The sequence below is a fragment of the Sphingomonas sp. CV7422 genome (assembly GCF_027945725.1).
In the GTDB taxonomy this organism is placed as follows: Bacteria; Pseudomonadota; Alphaproteobacteria; order Sphingomonadales; family Sphingomonadaceae; genus Sphingomonas; species Sphingomonas kyungheensis.
Window position 1 is genome coordinate 49,165 of sequence record NZ_CP115902.1, and the last position, 22,346, is coordinate 71,510.

Annotated in this window: 18 protein-coding genes; 10 read left to right on the forward strand and 8 right to left on the reverse strand. The window is 63.8% G+C overall.

From position 1 onward, the window contains the following. Positions 1 to 102 precede the first annotated feature (102 nt). Positions 103 to 1,221 (reverse strand): hypothetical protein, encoded by a 1,119-nt coding sequence (locus tag PBN85_RS18665; protein WP_271301133.1) that lies wholly within the window; start codon positions 1,219 to 1,221, stop codon positions 103 to 105. Further along, complete coding sequence (locus tag PBN85_RS18670) at positions 1,218 to 3,239, reverse strand: HAD family hydrolase (protein ID WP_271301134.1); 2,022 nt, start codon at positions 3,237 to 3,239, stop codon at positions 1,218 to 1,220. The genes PBN85_RS18665 and PBN85_RS18670 overlap by 4 nt, the downstream gene beginning before the upstream one ends. Positions 3,240 to 3,442: 203 nt before the next feature. Here PBN85_RS18670 and PBN85_RS18675 point away from each other — a divergent pair, with 203 nt between their 5' ends. Next, on the forward strand, positions 3,443 to 3,919 hold the full coding sequence (locus PBN85_RS18675) for a hypothetical protein (protein WP_051583396.1): 477 nt from the start codon (positions 3,443 to 3,445) through the stop codon (positions 3,917 to 3,919). Between the two features lie 298 nt (positions 3,920 to 4,217). Here the strand turns inward: PBN85_RS18675 and PBN85_RS18680 are convergent, their stop codons facing one another. The 6 genes from PBN85_RS18680 to PBN85_RS18705 form a co-directional block, all read right to left on the reverse strand. Then, positions 4,218 to 5,234, reverse strand: a complete 1,017-nt coding sequence (locus PBN85_RS18680; RefSeq protein WP_271301135.1) for a site-specific integrase — start codon at positions 5,232 to 5,234, stop codon at positions 4,218 to 4,220. 102 nt (positions 5,235 to 5,336) lie between these two features. Next, positions 5,337 to 6,110 carry a WecB/TagA/CpsF family glycosyltransferase gene (locus PBN85_RS18685; protein WP_271301136.1) on the reverse strand — a complete coding sequence of 258 codons (774 nt, stop codon included), beginning with the start codon at positions 6,108 to 6,110 and terminating at the stop codon, positions 5,337 to 5,339. Then, positions 6,107 to 7,381 carry a hypothetical protein gene (locus PBN85_RS18690; protein ID WP_271301137.1) on the reverse strand — a complete coding sequence of 425 codons (1,275 nt, stop codon included), beginning with the start codon at positions 7,379 to 7,381 and terminating at the stop codon, positions 6,107 to 6,109. The genes PBN85_RS18685 and PBN85_RS18690 overlap by 4 nt, the downstream gene beginning before the upstream one ends. Before the next feature lie 30 nt (positions 7,382 to 7,411). Continuing rightward, entirely contained in the window at positions 7,412 to 8,653 is a 1,242-nt protein-coding gene (locus PBN85_RS18695) for a hypothetical protein (protein ID WP_271301138.1), read from the reverse strand. A gap of 6 nt (positions 8,654 to 8,659) precedes the next feature. Beyond that, on the reverse strand, positions 8,660 to 10,873 hold the full coding sequence (locus PBN85_RS18700) for a GumC family protein (protein ID WP_271301139.1): 2,214 nt from the start codon (positions 10,871 to 10,873) through the stop codon (positions 8,660 to 8,662). A gap of 1 nt (position 10,874) precedes the next feature. Then, a complete protein-coding gene (locus tag PBN85_RS18705; RefSeq protein ID WP_271301140.1) occupies positions 10,875 to 11,582 on the reverse strand; it encodes a polysaccharide biosynthesis/export family protein in 708 nt (235 codons plus the stop codon). A gap of 241 nt (positions 11,583 to 11,823) precedes the next feature. Between PBN85_RS18705 and PBN85_RS18710 the strand changes: the two genes are divergently transcribed. The 9 genes from PBN85_RS18710 (at position 11,824) to PBN85_RS18750 (ending at position 22,335) form a co-directional block, all read left to right on the forward strand. Then, positions 11,824 to 13,554, forward strand: a complete 1,731-nt coding sequence (locus tag PBN85_RS18710; RefSeq protein WP_271301141.1) for a hypothetical protein — start codon at positions 11,824 to 11,826, stop codon at positions 13,552 to 13,554. A 231-nt stretch (positions 13,555 to 13,785) separates the two neighbouring features. Next, the gene (locus tag PBN85_RS18715) at positions 13,786 to 15,009 is read left to right on the forward strand and encodes an O-antigen ligase family protein (RefSeq protein ID WP_271301142.1); all 1,224 of its coding nucleotides are present in this window, start codon (positions 13,786 to 13,788) and stop codon (positions 15,007 to 15,009) included. A 47-nt stretch (positions 15,010 to 15,056) separates the two neighbouring features. After that, entirely contained in the window at positions 15,057 to 16,091 is a 1,035-nt protein-coding gene (locus PBN85_RS18720; RefSeq protein ID WP_271301143.1) for a glycosyltransferase, read from the forward strand. Between the two features lie 47 nt (positions 16,092 to 16,138). Further along, positions 16,139 to 17,125: an FAD-binding oxidoreductase gene (locus tag PBN85_RS18725; protein ID WP_271301144.1), complete on the forward strand. Its 987-nt coding sequence runs from the start codon at positions 16,139 to 16,141 to the stop codon at positions 17,123 to 17,125. Between the two features lie 10 nt (positions 17,126 to 17,135). Beyond that, positions 17,136 to 17,906, forward strand: coding sequence for a glucose-1-phosphate cytidylyltransferase (gene rfbF, locus PBN85_RS18730; RefSeq protein ID WP_271301145.1), 771 nt, complete (start codon positions 17,136 to 17,138; stop codon positions 17,904 to 17,906). Further along, positions 17,891 to 19,006 carry a CDP-glucose 4,6-dehydratase gene (gene rfbG, locus PBN85_RS18735; RefSeq protein WP_271301146.1) on the forward strand — a complete coding sequence of 372 codons (1,116 nt, stop codon included), beginning with the start codon at positions 17,891 to 17,893 and terminating at the stop codon, positions 19,004 to 19,006. The genes rfbF and rfbG overlap by 16 nt, the downstream gene beginning before the upstream one ends. A 12-nt stretch (positions 19,007 to 19,018) precedes the next feature. Then, positions 19,019 to 20,350 (forward strand): lipopolysaccharide biosynthesis protein RfbH, encoded by a 1,332-nt coding sequence (rfbH, locus tag PBN85_RS18740; RefSeq protein WP_271301147.1) that lies wholly within the window; start codon positions 19,019 to 19,021, stop codon positions 20,348 to 20,350. 4 nt (positions 20,351 to 20,354) lie between these two features. After that, on the forward strand, positions 20,355 to 21,269 hold the full coding sequence (locus tag PBN85_RS18745) for an NAD-dependent epimerase/dehydratase family protein (RefSeq protein WP_271301148.1): 915 nt from the start codon (positions 20,355 to 20,357) through the stop codon (positions 21,267 to 21,269). A gap of 22 nt (positions 21,270 to 21,291) precedes the next feature. Then, entirely contained in the window at positions 21,292 to 22,335 is a 1,044-nt protein-coding gene (locus tag PBN85_RS18750; RefSeq protein ID WP_271301149.1) for an NAD-dependent epimerase/dehydratase family protein, read from the forward strand. Positions 22,336 to 22,346 lie beyond the last annotated feature (11 nt).

Below are 22,346 nucleotides of genomic sequence, written 5' to 3' on the forward strand. Positions count from 1 at the left end.
CGGACTGCCTCACCGCGCGCCACCCGGCTGGACCCCGGCCTGCGCCGGGGTGGTGCATGCGGGGGGCGGGCGGCTGAAGCGCATGGCGCCGCGACTCAACGCTCATGCCGCGTCGGCCACGGGCGCATCGCGCCACAGGCGGTCGCTCAACGCCTCCAGCCAGCACGCCACATCGGCGGCGGGGTCGGCGGCGATCATCGCGCGCTGCGCGGCGGGGCGGTGATCGCGCCGCGTCACCGCGAGCGCGGCGCGCCAGCCGTCCGCCGACGAGGGCAGATGCGGCCGCACGCTCGCCACGCCGGCGGCGGCGAGCGCCTCGGCCTTGCGATGCTGTTCGTCGAAATAGCGCCATTCGGGGATCGCCAGCCACGGCCGCGCCGCGGCGAGGATCTGCTGGCAGGTGGTATTGCCGGTCGAGGCGATGACGAGGTCGGCGGCGGCGATATGATCGGCGGCATCCTCGACCCAGCCGCGGTGCGTCAGATTGGCGGGTTCGGTCGCATGCCAGTCGCGCTGCACCGGGCCGATCGTGATCCAGCGCGCCTGCGGCGTCGCGCGCGCGCCGACCCCCAGCGGCGCGGCGGCGAACCCGCCGCCTCCGCCGCCCGCCACCACCAGGATCATCTCCTCGTCCGCGCCGATCCCCAGGCGCGCACGCGCCGCGTCGCGGTCGCTGACGCGGGTATCGACGCCGAGCCCGCCGGCGAAACAGGTCTTGGCGCGCATCGTCGCATCCCAGTCGGGCTGGGCGAGATCGGCGTGGAACGGCGCGAGCAGCCCCGCCGCGCCGTCATAGGCGGCGCGATGGCCGGGATCGCCGCGGTCGCCATGCTGGAGCACCTTGACGTGCGGCACCGAACAGATGCGCGCGAGCTGCGCGACCTCCGCCGAGACGTCGCAGATCATCAGCGCCGGATCGGCGGTGTCGAACCAGCCGCTCAGCGTCGCCATCGCGCGGCGGATGCCCGGCCAGCCCAGCGGCGCGCAATGCAGCGTGTCGGGCGTCGCCACCCAGTCCATCGTCCCCGCCTCGTCGCCGCTCGGCTCGAACAACGACGGCAGGCGGATGATCGCGACACGATCGGGCAGCGGCGGGAAGATGTCGTCGCGCGCGCAGAACAGCGTCAGCGGCCGCGTCGGCGGCAGCGCCTGCGCGATCGCCGCGCAGCGTTCGGCATGGCCGCGTCCCTGATGATGGACGAAATAGCCGAACGGCCTCATGCCGCCAGCGCCGGCGCAGGCGCCGCCACCGGCGTCGCGACCAGCCCGAGCCGGTTCAATCCCTCGACGATGCCGCCGGCATGATGCGCGGCGGCGCGGTACAGGCCGGGCCGCGGCGGCAGGCCGGCGAGCTCGTCCCCGGCATTGCCGACGACGATGGCCTGACCGCAGGCGGCGAGCATGTCGGCATCGTTGCCGCTGTCGCCCGCGGCGATACACTGGCCAAGCGACCAGCCGTGGCGCGCGGCATAAGCCGCGATCGCCGCGGCCTTGCCCCCCGCCGGCGCGAGCACGTCGATCAGCCGGCCGTGCGAGAAGATCACCCGCGCCTGCAATCCCGCCTGCCCCAGCGCGGTGCGGATGCGCGCGGCATCCCCCGCGTCGCCGAAGAAGCTCACTTTGTGCGGCCCGGCGGTCTCCGCCGGCTGCGGCGTCAACGCGAGCGGCGTCAGCGTCCGCACCACCGCGGCGCGATCCCAGCCGGCATCGAGCGCGCGCGCATAATCGGCGCAGGCGCGCCAGCCGCCCGCGCCGTCGGCGAGCAGCAGCCGCGTGCCGACATCGACGATATAGGCATCGGGCGCGGGCAGCCGCCAGGCGGCGAGGATCGCCTGCGCCGCGGCATGACCGCGCCCGGTCGCGACGACGAAGCCGAGCGGCGAGGCGGCGCGCCACGCGGCAAAGGCCGCCGCGCCGTCCGCGCAGCCGGTCAGCGTATGGTCGATGTCGCAGGCGAGCAGCCGCGGCGCCGCGACCGCGCGGTAGAGCGCGACGCTCTCCGCCGCATAACGCGTCCAGCAATAGGCGCCGACATGCGCCCGCGCCGCCTGTGCATGGCGGGCGTGGCGCGCCGGATCGCACAGCAGGTCGCGGCAGGCGGCGGCGATCGCGGCGTCGTCGCGCGGGTCGATCAGCACGCCGTGGCGCAGCCGCGCGACGATCTCGGCAGGGCCACCGTTGCGCGTCGCCACCACCGGCACGCCGGCCGCGGCGGCCTCGATCACGGTCAGGCCGAACGGCTCGTGCAGCGCCGGATTGACGAACACCCCGCCGTCGGCGGCACGCGCGTAGAGCGCGGCGACGTCGGCGGCATCGTGACGCGGCGGCAGCGCGATCCGCCCGGCGAGCGCCGGATCGGCAGCGAGCCGGTGGAGCTCGGCGAGCACCGCCGCCTCCTCGCCCTGCGCATGATCGTGCCGCCCGGCGAGGATGACGAGATTGGCCGCGTCGCGTAAGCCGGCGTCGCCGGCATAGGCGCGGACCAGGGCGGCGAGGTTCTTCTTGGCGACCGGCCGCGCCACCGCGAACAGGATCGGCCGGTCCGGCCGGTCGAGCCAGTCGCCGAGCCGGTCGGCGAGCGTCGGCCGGCCGGGCCGATCGGCCTCGTGGCGCGGTACGCCGGGCGGCAGGCAGTGGATCCGCCCGGCGACCGCGACGTCATAGCCGCCGATCTGCCGCTTCGCCTCGTCGCGGGTCGAGACGATGATCGCCGCGGCCTCGGCGATCGCGCGCCGCTCGGCGTCGATCCGCGCGGCGAGGCCGTCGCCGCCCAGCCCGGCGGCGCGCTTGTCGATGCCGAGCGCGTGCGGGGTATAGACGAAGGGGATGCCGAAGCGCGCCTGCGCGACGCGCGCCACCGCGGCGGCATCGGCGAAATGCGCATGGATGACGTCGGGCAGCCGCGGCAGCGCGGCGAGATGCGTGCAGAACGCCTGGATGAAGGCGGGCAATTCGGCGTCGAGCGCCTCTTTCTCGAGATAGGCGGGGGTGGCGGTGGCGATCCGGTCGATCGTCAGACCGGGGGCGACGCTCTCGCTGGCGACGGCATGGCACGGATCGAGCCGCGCGTCGCGGAACCGGCGGGTGACGATCGACACCGCGTCGACCGCCTCGGCCTCAGCCTGGGCACGCGCCGCCTCGAGCACATAAGCGATATGGCCGCCGGTGTCGGCGGTGATCCCGTAGGCGACGGGCGGCGCTTTGAGACAGCCGCCAAGGGCCAGATGCAGGATGAACAATGGACCCCCAAGTTATTGTTCCGGCGAAACGTTTCTTAACGCAAATTGGTTTCGCCGCGGGGCACGCACGCTCTGCTCCGGATCGGGACGGGACCGGAACGTCTGCGCACGGCAGCACCGGCCGGGGCCGGGGGCTTGCGCGCGATTCGCGGCGCGCGGCGCGGGGGCTTGGCACGCGACTCGCGATGACTCATAGAATCGCGATGCCGATCCGCGCCGAGAACCGCTGGCTCTACCCGATCGACTGGCCGCAGCTGTCGCAGGCGATCCGCTTCGGCCGCGCCGCGGCGCGCTGCGAACGCTGCCGCCGCCCGCATCGCCGCCACGTCGCGCATCTCGGCGACGGCCGCTGGTGGGACGGCGCGGCGCAGCGCTGGCGCGACGGCGACGGTCGCTGCGTCGGGCTGCGCGGCGCCGCGCCGCTCGCCGCGGTGCGCACCACCTATGTCGTGCTCGCCTGCGCGCACCTCGACCATGATCCCGGCAACAACCGCCCCGCCAATCTCGCCGCGCTGTGCCAGCGCTGCCACATGCTCCACGATGCCGCCGAGCATCGCTGGCAACGCTGGTGGAATGGCTTTCGCCGGCGCGCGATCCGCGACCTGTTCGAGGACCCGCGGCTTACCCGTCGGCGGCTGGCAGTGCCTGTCGACATGTCGATACGTCGACGTGTCGGATAGTTAAGAATGTCAGCGCGGTTCGTCGGGCGTCGCATCATTCGGGGTTCGCGCGGAGGCGCGGAGGCATCACGCGCGGGTCAGCTTGGCCATGCCCCCACCACGGCCTGAGCGGATCGCGACGGCCATGGCGCACGCGACACCCTCCGCGCCTCCGCGTGATCAAATCGGCAAGACCGGGATCATACCCGGCAGCGTCGCGCTTTTCGGCTGACGATTTGCTCGCTGCCGCGGACACCGGTGCGCCCCTCTGCGTCCTCCGCGCCTCTGCGCGAACCCTTCAGCCGACGCGGGATACGGCTTACAGGAAACGCGCACCGGCATGGTCGCGGAACAGATCGGCGTCGCGGACATAGTCGGAGAGCACCTGCACCGATTTATGGCGGCTGACCTCCTGCAGCTTGAAGATCGTCGCGCCCTGCGCCGCGCCTTCGGTGATGAAGCCGGCGCGCAGCGAATGACCGCCGAACAGCGCCGGATCATAGCCCGCCGCGGCGGCATGGGATTGCACCAGCCGCGCGATCGCCCGGTCCGACATCGGCGCGTCGGTGAGCGCGTCCTTGCGCGTCAGCCGGCGGAACAGCGGCCCGTCGCGATGCCCGGCCGCCGCCATCCAGCCGAGCAGCAGCGCCTTGGGCCGGATCCGCGCGCCTTCCGGGATCGCGATCACCGCGCCCGCGCCGGTGCGATCGGTCTTCGACCGCGCGATCGTCAGCCGCAGCCCTTCGGGCACCAGCGCGACATGATCGAGCGCGAGCGCGACGATCTCCGACCGGCGCAGCGCCGCGGCCATGCCGATCGCCAGGATCGCGCGATCCCGCCGCGCGCGCAGCCCGTCGCCCTCGACCGCGGCGAGCATCGCCTGCAGCACCGCGGCATCGGCGGGCCGCTTGCGCCGCTTCGCCCCGCCATGTTCGGCGCGGATCCCGGCGAGCACCTCGGCGAGCCGCCCGGCATCGGGCTGCGCGGTCGGCGCCGGATAGCCGTGCGCACGATGATGATGGCCGATCGCCGCGACGCGCCGGCCGATCGTCGCCGGATTGATCCCGCCGACCGCCTGATCGCTGACGAACACCGCGACGACATCCGGCGTCGCCGGCAGCGCGATCAGGCCATGCGCCTCGCACCAGGCGGTGAAGATCGCCCAGTCGCTGTCATACGCCCGCCGCGTCGCGGTGGCGCGCGCGGCGCGGGCATAGGCGGCGGCCTGCTCGATCTTGGCGTTGAGGATCGCGGGGAGCGGCGGCTGGTGGGGAATCGGTGCGGCGGGCGAGGCGATGACGGGATGGGGTGCGGATGCGGGCGGGCGGCGGGGCATGGGGGGAGCGTGGCATGCGGCGGCGGCGGTGGCTAGGGGTGTGTCCGGGAATCATGGTTATCGGACGCAATGCCCCCCCCATTGATCCAGCACGCAAGCGGCCTAGTCGCGGCTGGTAGCCGACTGTCGGAAGCCCTTCAGTATCTCGCACAACGCGAGCAGCACAAAACGGCTATCCTTGAAGTATCGGGGTCCCAACCGCTTTGGATCGCCCGCCATGCGCCAAAGCCACTCGAAGCCGCTGCGCTGCACGATCAATGGCGCGCGCGACAGGGTTCCGGCAGCGAAATCAAGCGCCGCACCGACCCCCAAGATGGCGTCGCACTGCAACTCGCCACGCCACAACGCGGCCCACTTTTCCTGCTTGGGGGCACCGACGCCAACGAACAAGATGTTTGTTCCGGCCTTGTTGATCTTGTTAACAAGTGCTCGCGAGATTTTCTCATCCGCCTCAAACCCAAAGGCCGGACAGTCTGTGCCACTGACGACAAGCCCAGGAAAGCGGGCGCGCAACACCTCCGCCGCCTGCAGGGCCACGCCCTGACGCCCGCCCATCAAAAAGATTGACGCGCCGCTCCGTGCCGCGTCTTCGGCGACCGAAATCAGCAGGTCGGCCCCGGTCACCCGTTCGGGCAAGCCGGGATTAAATCGCATCCTGCTCAGCGCGACGATCGGCATACCATCCGCATAACGGTATCGTGCCGCCTGGAATATCCGCATCATCAGCGGATCGCGCTGCATTGTGACGACATGATCGACGTTGGGCGTGACGATGAGTTCCGCCCCGCCCTTGCCGACAAGCGCCAGCACCTGCCTTGTCGCCTGCTCCAACGTGACGCGCTCGAATGCCAGCCCAAACATCTCGAGGCTGGTCAACGCTCAATATCCCCGTTGCCCGGCACCGCCCCGCGCCCGTTTTCATCCACTGTCCTCAGATCGGGCAACACGATGATCGACCTACGACTAACGAACCCGGCTAGGAACCAAGCGAACCAGGCCGAAGTCGTCGCGAAGAACACACTGGACACGATCGAGAGCGTTAATACCGCGATAAGCATGATGATTGCTATATAAGCGGTTCTAGATCCTTCTAGAGAATTGTTCGCGTAAATGCCGCGTAGGAACATTAGAAACAGTGCAAACGGAACAAACCCGAATAAAAATAGCATGTTGAAAAAGCCGGGTTCAAAGCCCGGCATGTTATTACTGGCCAAAGCGCCACCAAGCAACGTCGGCACGTTGATGAAGTCGAGAACCATGTTGACGGATAGGACATGCGCCGTAGTCGAGCTATTGTCTGACAGCCCCGAGATCAGATCGCCGGCAAAGATGATCGCGACGATGCCAAAGAAGGCAGCGGCCAGACAGATCATGAAGCCGCGGCGCGGTGATAACCAGTATATTAAGGCGCCAATTGGGAGGAACAGGAACACGGCACGAGTGAAAGACGCCGCAACGATGACGATCAGAGCGCCGCAAAATAATAGACGTTGCCGCGGAAACACGAAGTAGGTCGGGACGATCAAAATCATGCCGGCATAAGCAAGGGCAAGCGGATCACCGAACGAGCCCAAAAATCGGACGATCTGCCCCCCTTTGTAGTTGAAGAAGAAATTACCGTGCAATCCCTCGACTACATCATCGGTGAAGCCTTTGACGTCAAGGATGAAGCCAGCATAGTCTAGATAGTCGCGCCATATCGTAATTGCGCCAAAATAAACATTCAGCACACAGAACAGCGCCGCCATTCCCAAATATGAGTAAAGCTCGGCTTTTACCAAGTATTGGGTATCAAACGCCGATCTCGCACCAAAATAAACGCCAGCGTAGTACAGAATAACCGGAAACATGTATAGATACAGGCGGCTTGCAGCACTATATTGAGAATGAGCTGCGATGATTCCAACCCCTAGCACTACCACCGCAGCTAGGTAGAGCAGCCCGCACCATTCGTGGGAACGCAATTTAAAGCCGTTGACGAGATCGAATAGAAAAGCGACGAAGACCCCGCCTACTACGGCATATTTCACGTAGATGACTTGGAGTGCAAGGGCCTGATTTCCGGCACGGGCGTGCAGCCACGCCCCGAGGATGTTATCGGTCAGGTTGAGAGCGATGATGATGAAGAGGACGAGCTTTAGGAACACGTGGCGACTTTCGCTCTAAACACTAGGGCGTCAGTCATGATTAACCCGTACCAAGTTGATGTTGCCAATCCACTGATCACCGGCGACAGTATCAATGGGATTACCGGCCTCAAGCACCAGCCACTGCGACGAACAGCCCTGCGCGGGGACGCTGAAGTTGATCATAACGTTGCGCCCGCGCGATGGTGCGGTGGGGACGCTAGTGGCGGACAGCGGAGTCCCTGCGGCGAAGCAGGTAAGAAGGACCTTGGGTCGGTCCGCGACGTCGCCCGTCACTCCGCCGGTCGCATACTGCAGGCGATAGCGTCCGGGTACTAGGAACAGCAACTGGCGGGCGAAAGCGCCGACACGACCGCCCCGATTGACGAGGTTGAGCGCCGGCTGACCAGCCTCGTTCGTACCGAGTTCGGCCCGCAACTGTTCATTATCGGCCAATTCCCAGTCGATGGGCGGCAGGCGCCCTAGCCGTTCGAAGGCACCTTCGCGGAGCAGCGGGATGGATGCCGTCCGCACGTGCGTCGCCCGCGCATACAGGTGCAAGGCTAGGTCTGGCCGTCCGCTGTCGATCAGCCGCCCAATCGCCAGCGCAAGGCGTCCAGCCTCGTCGGGGTTTTGGACATCGAACCGCATTGCTTCGACCAGCCGCACGAAGTTGACCGGTCCGGGAAAGGTCGCCAGCAATCCACCGAAATAGTCGCCAGTCCAGGGGGGGCGCGTCGCCAGCACCTTGGTCATGCCACGCGTTACCTCGGACTCGGCGCTTGCCTGGAGCAACGTCGGCAGGAACTGCTTGCGATAGACGTCCGCCGTCCGGAACAGTCGATCATAGGCTTGTAGGGCAATTGGGATATTTGCCTGACTGACGCCATATTCGATGAACCAGATCTGGGTAAGCGCCAGGCGACGGGTCAGCATCTGGCTATATTGAAACGCAGCAAGTGGGGGCGTGTCGGGCCGGAGGATCGTCTCGGCAGTTCCAAGGGTAGCCGCGGCCTCGGCGCTCAGCGGACTTTCCCGTAGGGCCCGCTTGGCCAAGGCAGCGGCGCGACGCGCCGCTTCAGGCGTGGCTTCGCCGCTGATCAGCGTCGCTTGTCGCTCTGCGGCCCAGCTGTTGCTACTGTCAATCGCCAGAGCCAGCGCTGGATTACTCCGCGCAAATACCGTTGCCGCGGTGATACGGAACGACAGCCAGATGGCGACGAGGAGGATGGGCACCACCACGAGCGCACGGCCCCGTGCTGTGCTCCACAGGCTGCCGAGCCGTCCGAACACTGCGTGCTATCCTTGCTTCTTGGACGGGGCATCGGCCCCATAGGTATAAGCATAGTTAAATGAATAGCCGTAGTCGGCCTGACGGTGGTCAAATTTGGTCAGCACCGCGCCGAGGACCGGGACGTTGGCATTGTGGAGGCGGTTGAGGGCCACCTGCGCCATTCCCTTCTGGCTGCTGTGCGCCTGGACCACGAATACTATGCCGTCGACATAGCTGCCAATCAATGGAGCGTCGGCGAGACCCAATAAAGGCGGCGCATCGACAATGATATGTGCGAACTGATCGCTCAGGCTGTCGAGCAGCTGCCTGAAGCGGCCCGTCTCCAAAAGCTCGGGCGTGCTTGGCGGATTAGGACCCGCGGTGATCACGAACAAGCCGTCAAGATGGGTCGGCCGGAGCAGACTCTCTAAATCGCTGTCGCCGGCAAGATAGTTGCTGAGCCCGGTAGTGTTGGGGATGTTCATCAATCGGTGGATGGCCGGTCGCCGCATATCAGCATCGATGATGAGTATGCGATTGCTTGAGCGGGCGAGTAGCGTCGCCAGTGCGTAGGACGTCGTCGTCTTGCCCTCCGAGGCGCGCGTGCTCGTCACCGCAAGTACCCGAGGGAAACCACTGCTGGTCGACAGCGACAAGGTCATGCGCATCGAGTTGTACGCTTCGGTCAGCACCGACTTGCGATCACGCAGCGCCTCGCTCACGTCATCGCCATCAAGTTTGGGGATCGTCCCCAGCAGCGGGATCCCAAGTTCACTCGGGATCTGCTGTGGATCCGATATCGCCCGGTCGAGCTGCTCCTGCAGCAACGCAACGCCAAAGCCGAGGACTGTCCCCCCGGCTACCGCAAGCGCCAGGATGATGAACATTTTGGGCCACGACGGTGCCAGCGGCAGTTCCGCACCGTCTACGACTGATATGTTGTTCGCGCCGACGCCGCCTGCGACGCCGATCTCCTTGTATCGCTGCAGCAGCGCGTCGTATAATTGGCGATTGGTATCGACCTCACGAAGGTAAATATTGTACTGAATGCTTCGTTGACGCGCGTCGAGCACGCCAGTTTTCAGACTGCTAACGCGATTCTTAAGCAAGTTCTCACGCTCAAGCGCAGAACTATAGATGCGCCTCAGCGAGCCACCCACTCGATTTTCCTCCGCCGCAATTGAGCGGTCGAGCTGGTCGAGCTGGGCCTTGACCTGCCGCGCAGGGGGATAGTCCGGTTCGAATTGGGTCATAAGCTTAGCATATTCAGCTGCACGTGTAGCACGCTCCTGTCGTAGCGTCGCGATCGCTTGGTTCGACAGCGCCTCGCTGGCTTGTGCCGCCGGCGTATCAAGGCGGCTTTCCGCTTCGATGCGGCTGGCAGTCGCCTTCGCCAGTTCTGTGTTGAGCGTTTCCAAGTCACTGTCGACGAGCGAGCGTTCGGACGTCTGCCCGTCCCGACCGCCCGACGCGCCCGGCAAGTTCACGATGCCCTGTTGGCCGGCATAGCGTACCAGATCACGTTCAGACTGATTGATCCGCTCGCGCAACTGCTTCAACCGCCCTTCAAGGAAGTTGCGGGCATAGGCCGTGGCGCCGTAACGCCGCTCTAGAGTTGCTTGGACGAAACCGCGCGACCAGGCATCAACCACCTTCTTCGACAACGTTGCATCGGAACTGACGAACTTGATCCGCACCAGTCTAGAGTTGCGCTCGCTATTGATCGAAATATGCCCAAGCAGGATCGCACCGGCCGCACGTACTCTATCCTCGCGAGAGGCCGGGGTGAACCGGCCACCCTGTTCCCAGCTCGGATCAATCCCGCCCAGTTCCTTGAAGAAGCTCCTATTGTCGTACAAACGTAGATCAGTCGCCACGCGTTCGGCTAGCGACTGTGCGCGCAAAAGACCGTATTGCGTCTCGTAAAACTCTTGGTCGACCATCATTTGCTGCGCCTGAGAGCTACCGATGGAGACTAGATTTTCATTTTCACGCTTGATTTCAATCAGCGCCGTCGCCGTATACTGCTTTGTCGCGAGAAGCGAATAGGCTACCCCCGCGAGCAGACAAACCGCGGAGACCGCGATGATCGTCCGATAGCGCCGCCTCAACAACGACATAACCATGACGAGCAGATTGCTGCGATGCTCGGTATGAGCAGATGGGAGCGCGGCGGACAGGCCCGGATGCGCAGCAAGAGCATTAACAGGGCGGTCTATTACTTGCATTTCGATGCTCATTCTAGCGCTGAATCAGGGCAATTAGCGGTGCAATCAGGATACCCGAGCTTTGCAGGAACGCCCGGAACGTACGTGCACCACGATCTTCGCTCACTAGAACGAAATCATTCGCGTAGACTTCGGGGTCGGGGTACATGCCCTGCCGGATGGCGCGGACATCGTATAACGCCGCCATTTGCTGGTTATTGACCTGCCGAAAGACAGTAACATAACTTAAATCGGCGAACTCCCCGGCCCCTTGGGCTTGGGCAATGGCACGCATCAGAGTCAGTCGGCCGTTCACCGGATATAAGCCCGGCTTTTCCACTTCGCCATCGACGGTGATCTGCTGGCTTACCGTATCGACACTGACCGTCACCTGCGGATCACGAACATAGCGACCGCGCAGCGCGGTGGTGACGATCTGCGCCAGTTCAGAGGACGAACGGCCATTGGCTTGGATCTTGCCGATCAGCGGCAGCGCAAACGAGCCATCGGCATCGACCTGGATCGTGCGGGTCAATTCCGGCACGCCATAGACGTCAACGCTTACCTTATCGAGCGGCCCGATCAGATACGAGCGCTGCTGGAGCAGCAAATCTTCTCGCGCTGGTGGCGGAAGATTGCCCGATACGAGTTGCAGGCCCGGCCGGCCGACCAGCTTGTCCGTCGAGCAGCCACTTAGACCGCCGAGCAACGCCAGCGGCAGCATTAACGCAAGAACTCGCATTATCAGGCTATTTCCCGAAGAAATTTGTGTCGATCGGGCGGCTCGGCTCAGTAGATCCAATCGGTACACCCTATCGCTCCTATGCCCCGATAGGTCGGCCGAACGCAAGTCCGCCATTGGACTTCGACGAGTGCCCTATGCCATGGGCCCCCCTTACGGTTCAGGAGTATCAATCATGTGGTCGCGTCGTCAGGTCGTCGCCGGCGTTATGTGCTTGGGCAGCTTCCCGCCTACATCCACGATGCGTTCCGATCTATCGCAACTTCCCGATATCGGCGATTGGCCGTCGCTATTGGATGTCCTGCCGGCCCGCATCCAGGCCGATGTCAGGGCCGGCCGTTACCAAGGGGATCTTTCGGCCGCGATGCGCGAGGCGGTGGAAACGGGACGCGACTTCACCATCCCCGCTGGAACCTATCCGATCGCCGGTGGAATTATCGAGATGCGCAAACCTGGCCAGCGGATCGTCGGCACTGGCGGCCTGCTCCGCCGACTGCCGCTACGGGACGGCGTCGGCCTGCTCGTCTCGGCCGCCGACGTTGTCATCTACAATCTTCGAATGGATGGCACCGCCGCGGCGGTCGAAAACAACCAGATCAACGATATGGTCCGGGTCGTGGGGGATGGTTGCACGCTCGTCGACCTGCTTGTCCACGGCGCTTGGGGAAGCAACTTGCGGCTCGACGGCGTCCGCAACTGCCATGTCGTACGACCGGTGTTGACCGACGCCTATCAGAACAATTTGTTGATCTGCAACGCGCCTACCCAGGATATCCGTATCGACAACCCGATTTGCCACCGCACCGTTACCCAGAACAACATCTTCGTCACGGCGAGCGATGCCAGCACAAACAACGGTCACTCAATATTCCGGGTAACGATCAACAACCCGCTCTGCACGGATGCGGGGGATACAGCGATTGAGCTGGGCTATCACAGTTTCGACTGCACGGTGGAAGGCGGCAGGGTGGTGAACAGCTATCATCCCGGTCTGCTGCAGCGCGACGGCCGGCGCAACCGGTGGATCGGCACGATCGTCGAGAACAAGAAGCTCAGCGAGCAGCATGGCGATTACGACGGGGTGGCCGTAGTGCCGCAATGGGAAGCTCCGTCATGGGACAGCGACAGCGAGTTCAATGGAATTGTCGTCAAGGGGCAGTCGCGGCGTGCCGCCTATTATTGGGGCCAGAGCGGCATCCGCCGGATCAACTGCGTCGCCGATGCCTTCGCGCTCGGTGACGGTCCGGTCCGCGCCGGCCCGAACCGGATCGGAAGCGGCGACATGAAGGCCGGCGCTGTCTCGCGCATCCTGTTCCGTGGCGGAGCCGTCAGGGGATATGCGATCGGCGACAACTGGAATTACGACAGCCGGCCTTATGATCGCGCTGACTGCCTCACCGACGGCGTCGTGTTCGAGCAATGCGCCCAAATCCTAAATTGCTATAATATCGCGCCAAAGCATTCGGCGATTATAAACAACACCGGCAAGGACAACATTGTCAACGAGATCATGCTTCTTGCCGCCCGGCTCTGGCCTTCCGACGACAATCCGGACGTCGGTCTTACCTATTATAATAATAGTTTCAGTGGATCGTCAGGGCAGCAACGCTTGATGATCCTGCTGCCGCCCGGCGCGCCCCCGGTGGAGGGCTTGCTACTCTCGCGTAACAGTCGCTTCCTTAGGATAGCGCCGGATCGCCCGACCGTTGTTGATATCTGTGATACCGCCGGACTTTACAGTATCTACGCGGAAACGATGCGCATCAACTTTACACTGGCGGCGAGCGCCAGCGGCATATCTTTATTGGGATCGCCGAAGGTCAGCGGCAGCGGCAGCGGCAAGAATGACTTCCATATCGCGGTTGAAAATGGCAAACTGTTGCTGCATCAGCAGAACGCGCAGAATGGCGCCAGGTGGATCCACATCTCTGGCCCCGGTATCCGGGGTATCGCCAACGCCGGTACAACGTAAGGAAATATCGTGTCTCCAACCGTCAGGCGAGCGGATCAGCATCGTAGCAGGCCGACTGCCCTTACCCGGATACTAAGGCTGAGCGCATTTTTCGCCGCGATGCGCCAGCACCCTCGCTTGGCAATATTGGTCTGCCTGCTTGTGCTTTTCGCTGCCGGCGGTGGGGTAGCGCGATGGGACGCCTATTCGCTGCTATACGTACGGCCGGCCGCCGTAATAGCGCTGGGTCTGTTGTTCATCGTCCCGGGAGCGTGGAATTGGCAGGGGTTGCGCACGCCGCTCCTGCTGCTGCTGGCGTTCACCGCAACCATCGCCGTCCAGCTTATTCCCCTTCCCCCGGCGCTCTGGTCGCAACTGGGCGCGCGCGAACCCTATCTCCAGGCCGCCGTCATCGCAGGCGTCCCGCAACCCTGGCGTCCGATCAGTCTGCTCCCGTTCCGCACGGCGAACAGCCTCCTTGCAACAGTGCCTGCTTTTGCCGCGCTGATCGCGCTGGCGGGTATCCCGCGGCACAAGTGGCGCACGATCGTCCATCTCCTCCTAGCGATTTGCTGCGTCAGCGCCCTACTCGGCACAATACAATATGCCTCGAGCCTGTTCTACCCCTATGATCCGTCGGACAAGGGCTTGCCGATCGGTCTGCTGGCCAACCGCAACCACCAGGCGCTGCTGCTGACGATCGGCCTGCTGCTGCTCGCGCAGTGGGGCCTAGACGACTATGGCCATACTGGCGGCATGACCAAGCCGGCCGTGGCCCTCGCCGGCATCGTGTTCCTGTGCCTAATCATACTGCTGACCGGATCGCGTACCGGACTAGTCATCATGGTGCTCGCGCTAGCAGTGATAGCGGTGGCTGCCGGCTTGCTGATCACGCGCGTCAAGGGGCGGCGGCGGCCCTGGCTTCCCTGGCTGATCGCGCTGGCCCCCTTCCTTGTAGTGGCGGTGGGCGCCTATGCCGCGCAAAGTTCCGGTTTCAGCCGCCTGGATCAGTCACTGGGTGAGGACATGCGCACCAAGGCGCTGCCGACTGTCTGGCTGATCGCGCAGCATTACCTGCCTTGGGGCGCGGGTTTTGGCACGTTTGATCGGGTGTTCATGCAATTCGAGCCCGAGCAACTGCTTGTTCGCGGTTTTTATAACCGCGCGCACAGCGATCCGCTTGAGGTGCTAATCGCCGGCGGCCTTCCTTCTATCCTCGTCGTTGCTGCTTTTCTGGTCTGGTTGCTGGGCATAACGGGCATCGACCTGTTGCGCAAAGCTCGTGTCGGCAGCGGCCGCTATATCGTGTTTACCGCAATCATGCTTGCCCTGATCGCCAGCATCACCGACTATCCGCTACGCCCGCCCCTAATGACGCTGATCTTCACGCTCTTGTGCGGCCTGTATGCGGGATCACTGGCGGTCGATGCCGCAGACAGCCCGTTCCCGCCGATGCCGCGACGACGCTCCCGGTGAGCCCCATCTTGAAAATCGCGCACCTTGCCGGCAGGAAGGATCACCCCGTGATCGTCCATGACCTGATCCTAGCGACGCGGCGCCGTCATCTGACAGGTATCGAGCGCTTCGCGATCAACGTCTTCAAGGCGTCGGCCGCGACCGCCACTGATGTGATCGCCTTGGTCTCCCCCGGATCGCCGCTGGTTCACCACGACAATGTCGTCACGGTGGAGTCGGCAGCGAGCTGGGCTGCCGTTGCCGGCTATTTGCGTCCGTCGGACGCATGCCGTGGCCTGATCTGCGCGGCCTTCCCCGCCGGTCCGACGATGCTGCTCAACCGCATCCCGATCGTCCGCGTCATCCATGACGCGTTCGCCTGGACGCGCCCGCAGAACCTCAGCTGGCAGGGACGGCTGATGTTCGCGAAATGGGACCGGTTGGCGTTGCGCCGCTATGCCCACGTGTTCGCACCTAGCCAAATTGCGCGGGATGAGCTAGTCGACGTGCTGCCGCGCAAGGACATCAAGGTGTGCGGCAATGCCCCCGGCATGGACTTAACCTCCTCCAAAATGGCCCCGATTTCCCAACTGGAGGGCAAGACGTTTCTGCTCGCTGTCGGCACCGCAGAGCCACGGAAGAATTATGAACGGCTGATAGCGTTCGCCGATGCGACCGCCGACGGGCCGATGATCGTCGTCGTCGGGCGCTCCGGCTGGGGGGAGACCGCCGGGCGCCTGCACGCGGCGCAAACCCGGATGCCGCAGCGCTTCTTGTGGTTGCAGGATATCGACGACGCTGGCCTGCGCTGGCTATACCGCCATTGCGCGGCCTTTATCTCGCTGTCACACGCGGAAGGCTTCAACATGCCGCTCGTCGAAGCCGGCGTGACCGGTTGCCCGATTGTCTGCTCTGACATCCCCATCCACGCGGCAGTGGCCCCGCATTGGGCGGTCCGCGTTCGAGACGACATCAGCAACGAGGCTCTAGCGCAGGCGCTGCACGCAGGTACGCGCCCGCAAACCATCGAGGTCGAAGGCTATCGGGTGCGACATGATTGGCAGACCATCGCGCAAGCGATAGAGGCGCCGCTTCGCGCATAACCGGTCGAACGAAAACCAGTCGACGAAACTTCTGCTAGAGGCCGCCCATGCCTACCGTCACGCTTCCTACTGGCCGCTCGTTCGACGCGGACCCTACCCTCTCCATCCTCGACGCCGCGCGCAACGCCGGTATCACGCTCGAATATAGCTGCCGTACCGGCCGGTGCGGCATCTGCAAGGCGCCAGCGGCGGGCGACACAACGCTTCTACGCAGCGAAGATGAATCCCTGTCCCGCGAAGAGGCTGCAGCCGGCCTGATTCTCACCTGCTGCCGGGCGGCAACCGGCGCGGTGGCGCTGGATATCGAACCCCTCGACCGCCTGGCCAATCTTGCAATTAAGACGATGCCTGCCCGCATTGTCGCGATCGATCGCCTGGCTCCCAATGTCGTTTCCGTCACGTTGAAGACGCCGCCATCGTCGCCGATGCGGTTCGTTGCCGGGCAATATATCGATGTGCTGGCTGACGGCGTGCGCCGCTCCTATTCCTTGGCCAATGCGCCGCGGAAGGATGGCGTCCTAGAAATGATCATCAAACGCTACCCTAATGGCAGATTAAGTTCCTACTGGTTCGATCGGGCACAGCCCAATGATCTGGTGCGTATAGAAGGACCGTTTGGCACGTTCTTCCTGCGCGACGACGGGCCGCGCAATGTCGTTTTCCTGGCGACAGGGACTGGCATTGCCCCCGTTAAGGCCCTGCTCGAGGAACTAGCGGCAGATCCCGACCAAGCCTCGCGCCATTGCCTCTCCGTGTTCTGGGGCAATCGCGAGGCGGAGAACTTCTGTTGGAATCCAGCCAATCTAGGTCTCGACGTCCGCTTTGAATACCTGCTATCGGGCCCCGATATAAGCTGGGCTGGGTCGCGAGGGTATGTACATGAGGCGGCGGTGAGCGACGGGATCGATCCGAATGACACCGTGGTCTATGCATGTGGATCCAGCGCTATGATCGGATCTGCGCGAGAGGTTCTTCTGGCGCGGGGCCTGCCGGCCAAGCGCTTCTTTTCCGACGCATTTGTCAGCTCGAACTGAGGTTATAAAGATGAAGGCAGTCATCCTGGCCGGCGGCCTTGGCACGCGCTTTGCCGAGGAAACCAGTCTCCGCCCCAAGCCGATGATCGAGGTCGGTGGACGTCCCATCCTCTGGCATATCATGAAGATCTACTCTGCGCACGGCATCAATGATTTCGTCATTTGCTGCGGTTATAAAGGCTATGTGATCAAGGAATATTTTGCTAACTACTTCCTGCACATGTCCGATGTCACCTTCGATATGCGCGGCAACGAGATGATCGTGCATGAAAAGCGCGCCGAGCCGTGGAAGGTAACGCTGGTCGATACCGGCGACGACAGCATGACCGGCGGCCGGCTCAAGCGGGTCGCCGACCACGTCAAGGACGAGGAATTCTTCTTCTTTACCTATGGCGATGGCGTCGGCGACATCGACATCGCCAAGTCGATCGAATTCCATCGCGCCCATGGCAAGCTGGCGACGATGACCGCGACCTATCCGCCCGGCCGGTTTGGCGCGCTTGAGATCGACAACGGCCAAGTCACCCACTTCCTCGAAAAGCCGCAGGGCGACGGTGGGATGATCAACGGCGGCTATTTCGTGCTCAGCCCCAAAGTGATCAACTATGTCGCAGACGACGACACGATCTGGGAACAAGAGCCTCTGCGCGCCCTAGCCAAAGATGGTGAGCTAATGGCGTTCGAACATCACGGCTTCTGGCAGCCAATGGACACACTGCGCGAGAAGCAGCTGCTCAACAATCTGTGGGACAGCGGCAAGGCGCCATGGCGGACGTGGTGATCTCCCCGGCTGCCCCGATCGGCGCTGTCGACCCCGCCTTTTGGGCGGGAAAACGGGTGTTCCTGACCGGTCATACCGGATTCAAGGGCAGCTGGCTTTCGCTGTGGCTGCAGCGGATGGGCGCCGAGCTCACCGGTTTCGCGCTCGTACCGCCTACCAGCCCGTCGTTGTTCGAGGTCGCTGATGTTGCTGACCGCATGACCTCGATCGTCGGTGACATCCGCGACCAGCCCGCCCTGGAGCGTGCGTTGGTCGCGGCCGACCCCGAAATCGTCATCCATATGGCCGCGCAGCCGCTGGTCCGCGCCTCCTATGACGATCCGATCGGTACCTATGCGACCAATGTGATGGGCACGGTGCATCTGCTCGACGCGGTGCGGCGCGCGCCGGCCGTGCGCGCGGTCTGCGTCGTCACCACCGACAAATGCTACGAAAATCGCGAATGGGCTTGGGGCTATCGCGAAGACGAGGCGATGGGCGGCTATGATCCCTACAGCAATTCCAAGGGTTGCGCCGAGCTCGTTACCTCCGCCTATCGCCGCTCGTTCTTCGGCGAGAGCAGCCCGGTGGCGCTGGCTTCCGGTCGTGCCGGCAACGTCATCGGCGGGGGGGACTGGGCGGTTGACCGCCTGATTCCTGATATCCTGCGTGCGGTTGCGGACGGCCAGCCGGTGCCGATTCGCAATCCGCTCGCCATCCGCCCTTGGCAGCACGTGCTCGAACCGCTGTCTGGCTATCTGACCTTGTGCCAAGCGCTGTGGCATGATCCCAGCCACGCCGCGGACGCCTGGAATTTCGGCCCGCGCGACGACGACGCGCAGCCGGTCCAGTGGATCGTGGAGCGGATGTGCACGCTATGGGGAGACGAGGCGGGCTGGGTTCGCGACGAAAGCATCCAGCCGCATGAGGCGAACTACCTCAAACTTGATATCTCCAAGGCACGCGCCGGACTGCGCTGGCAGCCGCGCTGGTCGCTCGGCGAGGCGCTGGACAGCATCGTTGGCTGGCATCGCGCTTGGCTCGCCGGCGCTGACATGTACGCATACTGCAACTCAGAGTTGGAGCGCTTCGCCGGCGCTCACCTCGCCCATGCCGCATAGGACCCGATTTTGATGACCGCTGACGACCTTCGCAAGCAAATCCGCCAGCTTGTCGGGCAATATGCCGAAGCCCAATTTGCACCCAAGCCGTTCGTGCCCGGCGAGACGGTGATCCCGCCCGCCGGCAAGGTGATCGGCGCGCCCGAGATCGAGCTGATGGTCGAGGCCTCGCTTGACGGCTGGCTGACTACCGGCCGGTTCAACACCGAATTCGAGGCCGGGCTCGCCAAGCTGCTCGGTGCGCCGTTCGTGCTCACCACCACCTCCGGGTCGTCGGCGAACCTGCTCGCCTTGTCGTGCCTGACCAGCCACAAGCTCGGCGACCGTCGCCTCAAGCCCGGGGACGAGGTGATCACCGTTGCGGCTGGCTTCCCGACCACGGTGAACCCGTCGATCCAGCACGGCTTGGTACCGGTCTTCGTCGATGTCGACGTGCCGACCTACAATATCGACGCCAGCCTGATCGAGGCGGCGATTACCGAAAAGACCGGTGCGATCATGATCGCACACACGCTTGGTAACCCGTTCAACCTCGCCGAAGTGCGCCGCATCTGCGACGAACACGATCTGTGGCTGGTCGAGGATTGCTGTGATGCGCTTGGCGCCACCTTCCTCGACACCAAGATCGGCGCGCACAAAAACGTTGGTCTGTGGGGCGACGTCGCCACGGTCAGCTTTTACCCCGCGCACCATATCACAATGGGTGAAGGCGGCGCGGTCTTCACCCAGTCGCTAGAACTTAAGCCGATTATCGAGAGCATCCGCGACTGGGGCCGCGATTGCTATTGTGCGCCGGGCTGCGACAACACCTGCGGCAGCCGCTTCGGTCAGCAGCATGGCTCGCTGCCGTTCGGCTACGATCATAAATACGTATACAGCCACCTCGGCTATAACCTCAAGATCACCGACATGCAGGCGGCATGTGGCCTTGCTCAGCTCGATCGGGCCGAAGGCTTCGTCGAAGCACGTCGGCGCAACTTCGCGCTGCTTACCGAGCGGCTGAAGGGGATGGAGGAAATTTTTATCCTGCCCGAGGCGACGCCGGATTCAAACCCGTCGTGGTTCGGCTATCCGCTGATGCTGCGCGATGGCGTCGATGCCAAGCGCGTCGACCTCACCCGCTTCCTCGATCAGAACAAGATCGGCACGCGATTGCTGTTCGCCGGCAATCTCACCCGCCAGCCCTATTTCGAACACGTCAACTACCGCGTCGTCGGCGATCTAACCCGCACTGACCAGATCATGAATAACACCTTCTGGCTAGGCCTGTTCCCGGCGCTGGGTCAGCAGCACTTCGACTATGTCGGCGAGAAGCTCGAAGAGTTTTTCGGGCTGAACTTCTGACCTCGTGCAGCGGATACTGATCACCGGGGCGTCGGGATTTCTCGGCGCCCACGTTGCGGCTGGGGCAGTCGCGCTGGGACTGGAAACCCATGCCGGCGTCCGGGGCTCGAGCCAGCGTGATCGTCTGACTAGGCTGGCACCGGACGCCCAGATACTCACCTTTGACCTTGACAGTCCGGCCAGTACGCTGCTGGCGTCGCTGGAGGGGATCGACGTGGTGATACACTGTGCCGCTTATGGCGTGGATTATCGCCAGACCGACTTTGCGGCCGCGCTGACTGCCAATGTCGCGGGGTCAATGCGTCTGGCGGAGGCCGCGAGCATCCTGGGGTGCCGGTTTATTCATGTCGGGACATCTTATGAATACGGCACAGAAGACGGTATTCTAGCCGAAGATCGACGTCTCGCCCCCACGGGGGTCTATGGGGTGACCAAGGCGGCGGCAACGCTCGCTTTGCAGGATTTCGCGCGGCGTACCGGTGCCGATCTGGCGATCGTCCGCCCCTTCAGCATGTACGGTCCGCTAGAGGGCGATCATAAATTCGTCCCGCTCGTCATGGCTGCCAGCCGGACCGGGACGCCGATCGAGCTCAGCCCGGGATATCAGGAGCGCGACTATCTGTACGTCAGCGACGTCGCTGAGGCATGTCTGGCCCTCGCATGCACCGCGACCTTTCCGAAGGGGGAGATATTTAATATCTGCTCCGGTCATGGGGTGACCCTGCGCGATCTGGCGTTGGCCGCCGTCGCAGCCGTCGATGGCGATGCCTCGATCCTGCGATGGGGTGCAAAGCCCTATCGTCCGGCGGAGAGCATGCGCGTGGTTGGCGATGCCGCTAAGATTGCCGGCGTGATCGGATGGCGGGCAACGACATCGCTCGCCGAGGGTATGACAAGAACCGCAGCCGCCGACGCCTGACGTCAGGCAGGGAGATCGTACTATGAAACTTCTTATCACCGGCGGTTGCGGCTTCCTCGGCAGCAACCTTGCCGCCTCGGCCCTCAAGGCAGGCGTCGAGCTGATGGTGTTTGACAATCTGTCCCGGGTGGGCTCACCGCAAAACCTCGACTGGCTCCGCGGCCAGGGCCAGTTTACCCATGTCCATGGCGACATCCGCAACATCAACGACGTGACTCGGACGATCCGAGACTTCAGGCCGGACGCCGTCTTCCATGTCGCTGGTCAAGTCGCAATGACCACCTCGATCGCCAATCCCCGGCTCGATTTTGAGATCAACGCGATGGGCTCGCTAAACGTGCTCGAAGCCGTGCGCGACCATGCGCCTGACGCGGCCGTGCTGTATAGTTCATCAAACAAGGTCTATGGCGATCTGGAATATATCGCCTATCAAGAAACCGATACGCGCTATATCGATCCGGTGCATCCCAACGGGCTAGACGAAACCACACCTTTGGAGTTCCAGTCTCCCTACGGCTGCTCAAAGGGATCCGCCGATCAATACATGCAAGATTTCAGCCGGGTTTATGGCCTAAAGACGCTCGTATTCCGCCATTCTTCGATGTACGGATCGCGTCAGTTTGGGACTTTTGACCAAGGCTGGATTGCGTGGTTCTGCTCACAGGCGATCAAGCAGAACCAAGGACTTAGCAACGCCCCGTTCACGATTGCTGGCAATGGCAAGCAAGTTCGCGACGTGCTGGAAGCGACCGATATGGCGCGGCTGTACTTCGCTGGTCTGAAGCATATCGATCGTGCCAAGGGCCAGGTGCTTAACGTCGGGGGCGGCATGGCCAACAGCCTGTCGCTCCTTGAGCTGTTCACCCTGCTTGAGGAACTAACCGGTACACCGCTCCGGTATGACAAGACCCCTGCCCGCTTCAGCGACCAGCGGATTTTCGTCGCGGATCTGGCCAAGGCCAACGCTTTGCTCGACTGGGCTCCCCAAATCAGTGCTCGCGATGGCATCGCCGCGGCTGTCCGGTGGGCGGAGGAAGCTGGCGGGACGGCTTCTCGCACGCGATGACGGCGATGCTC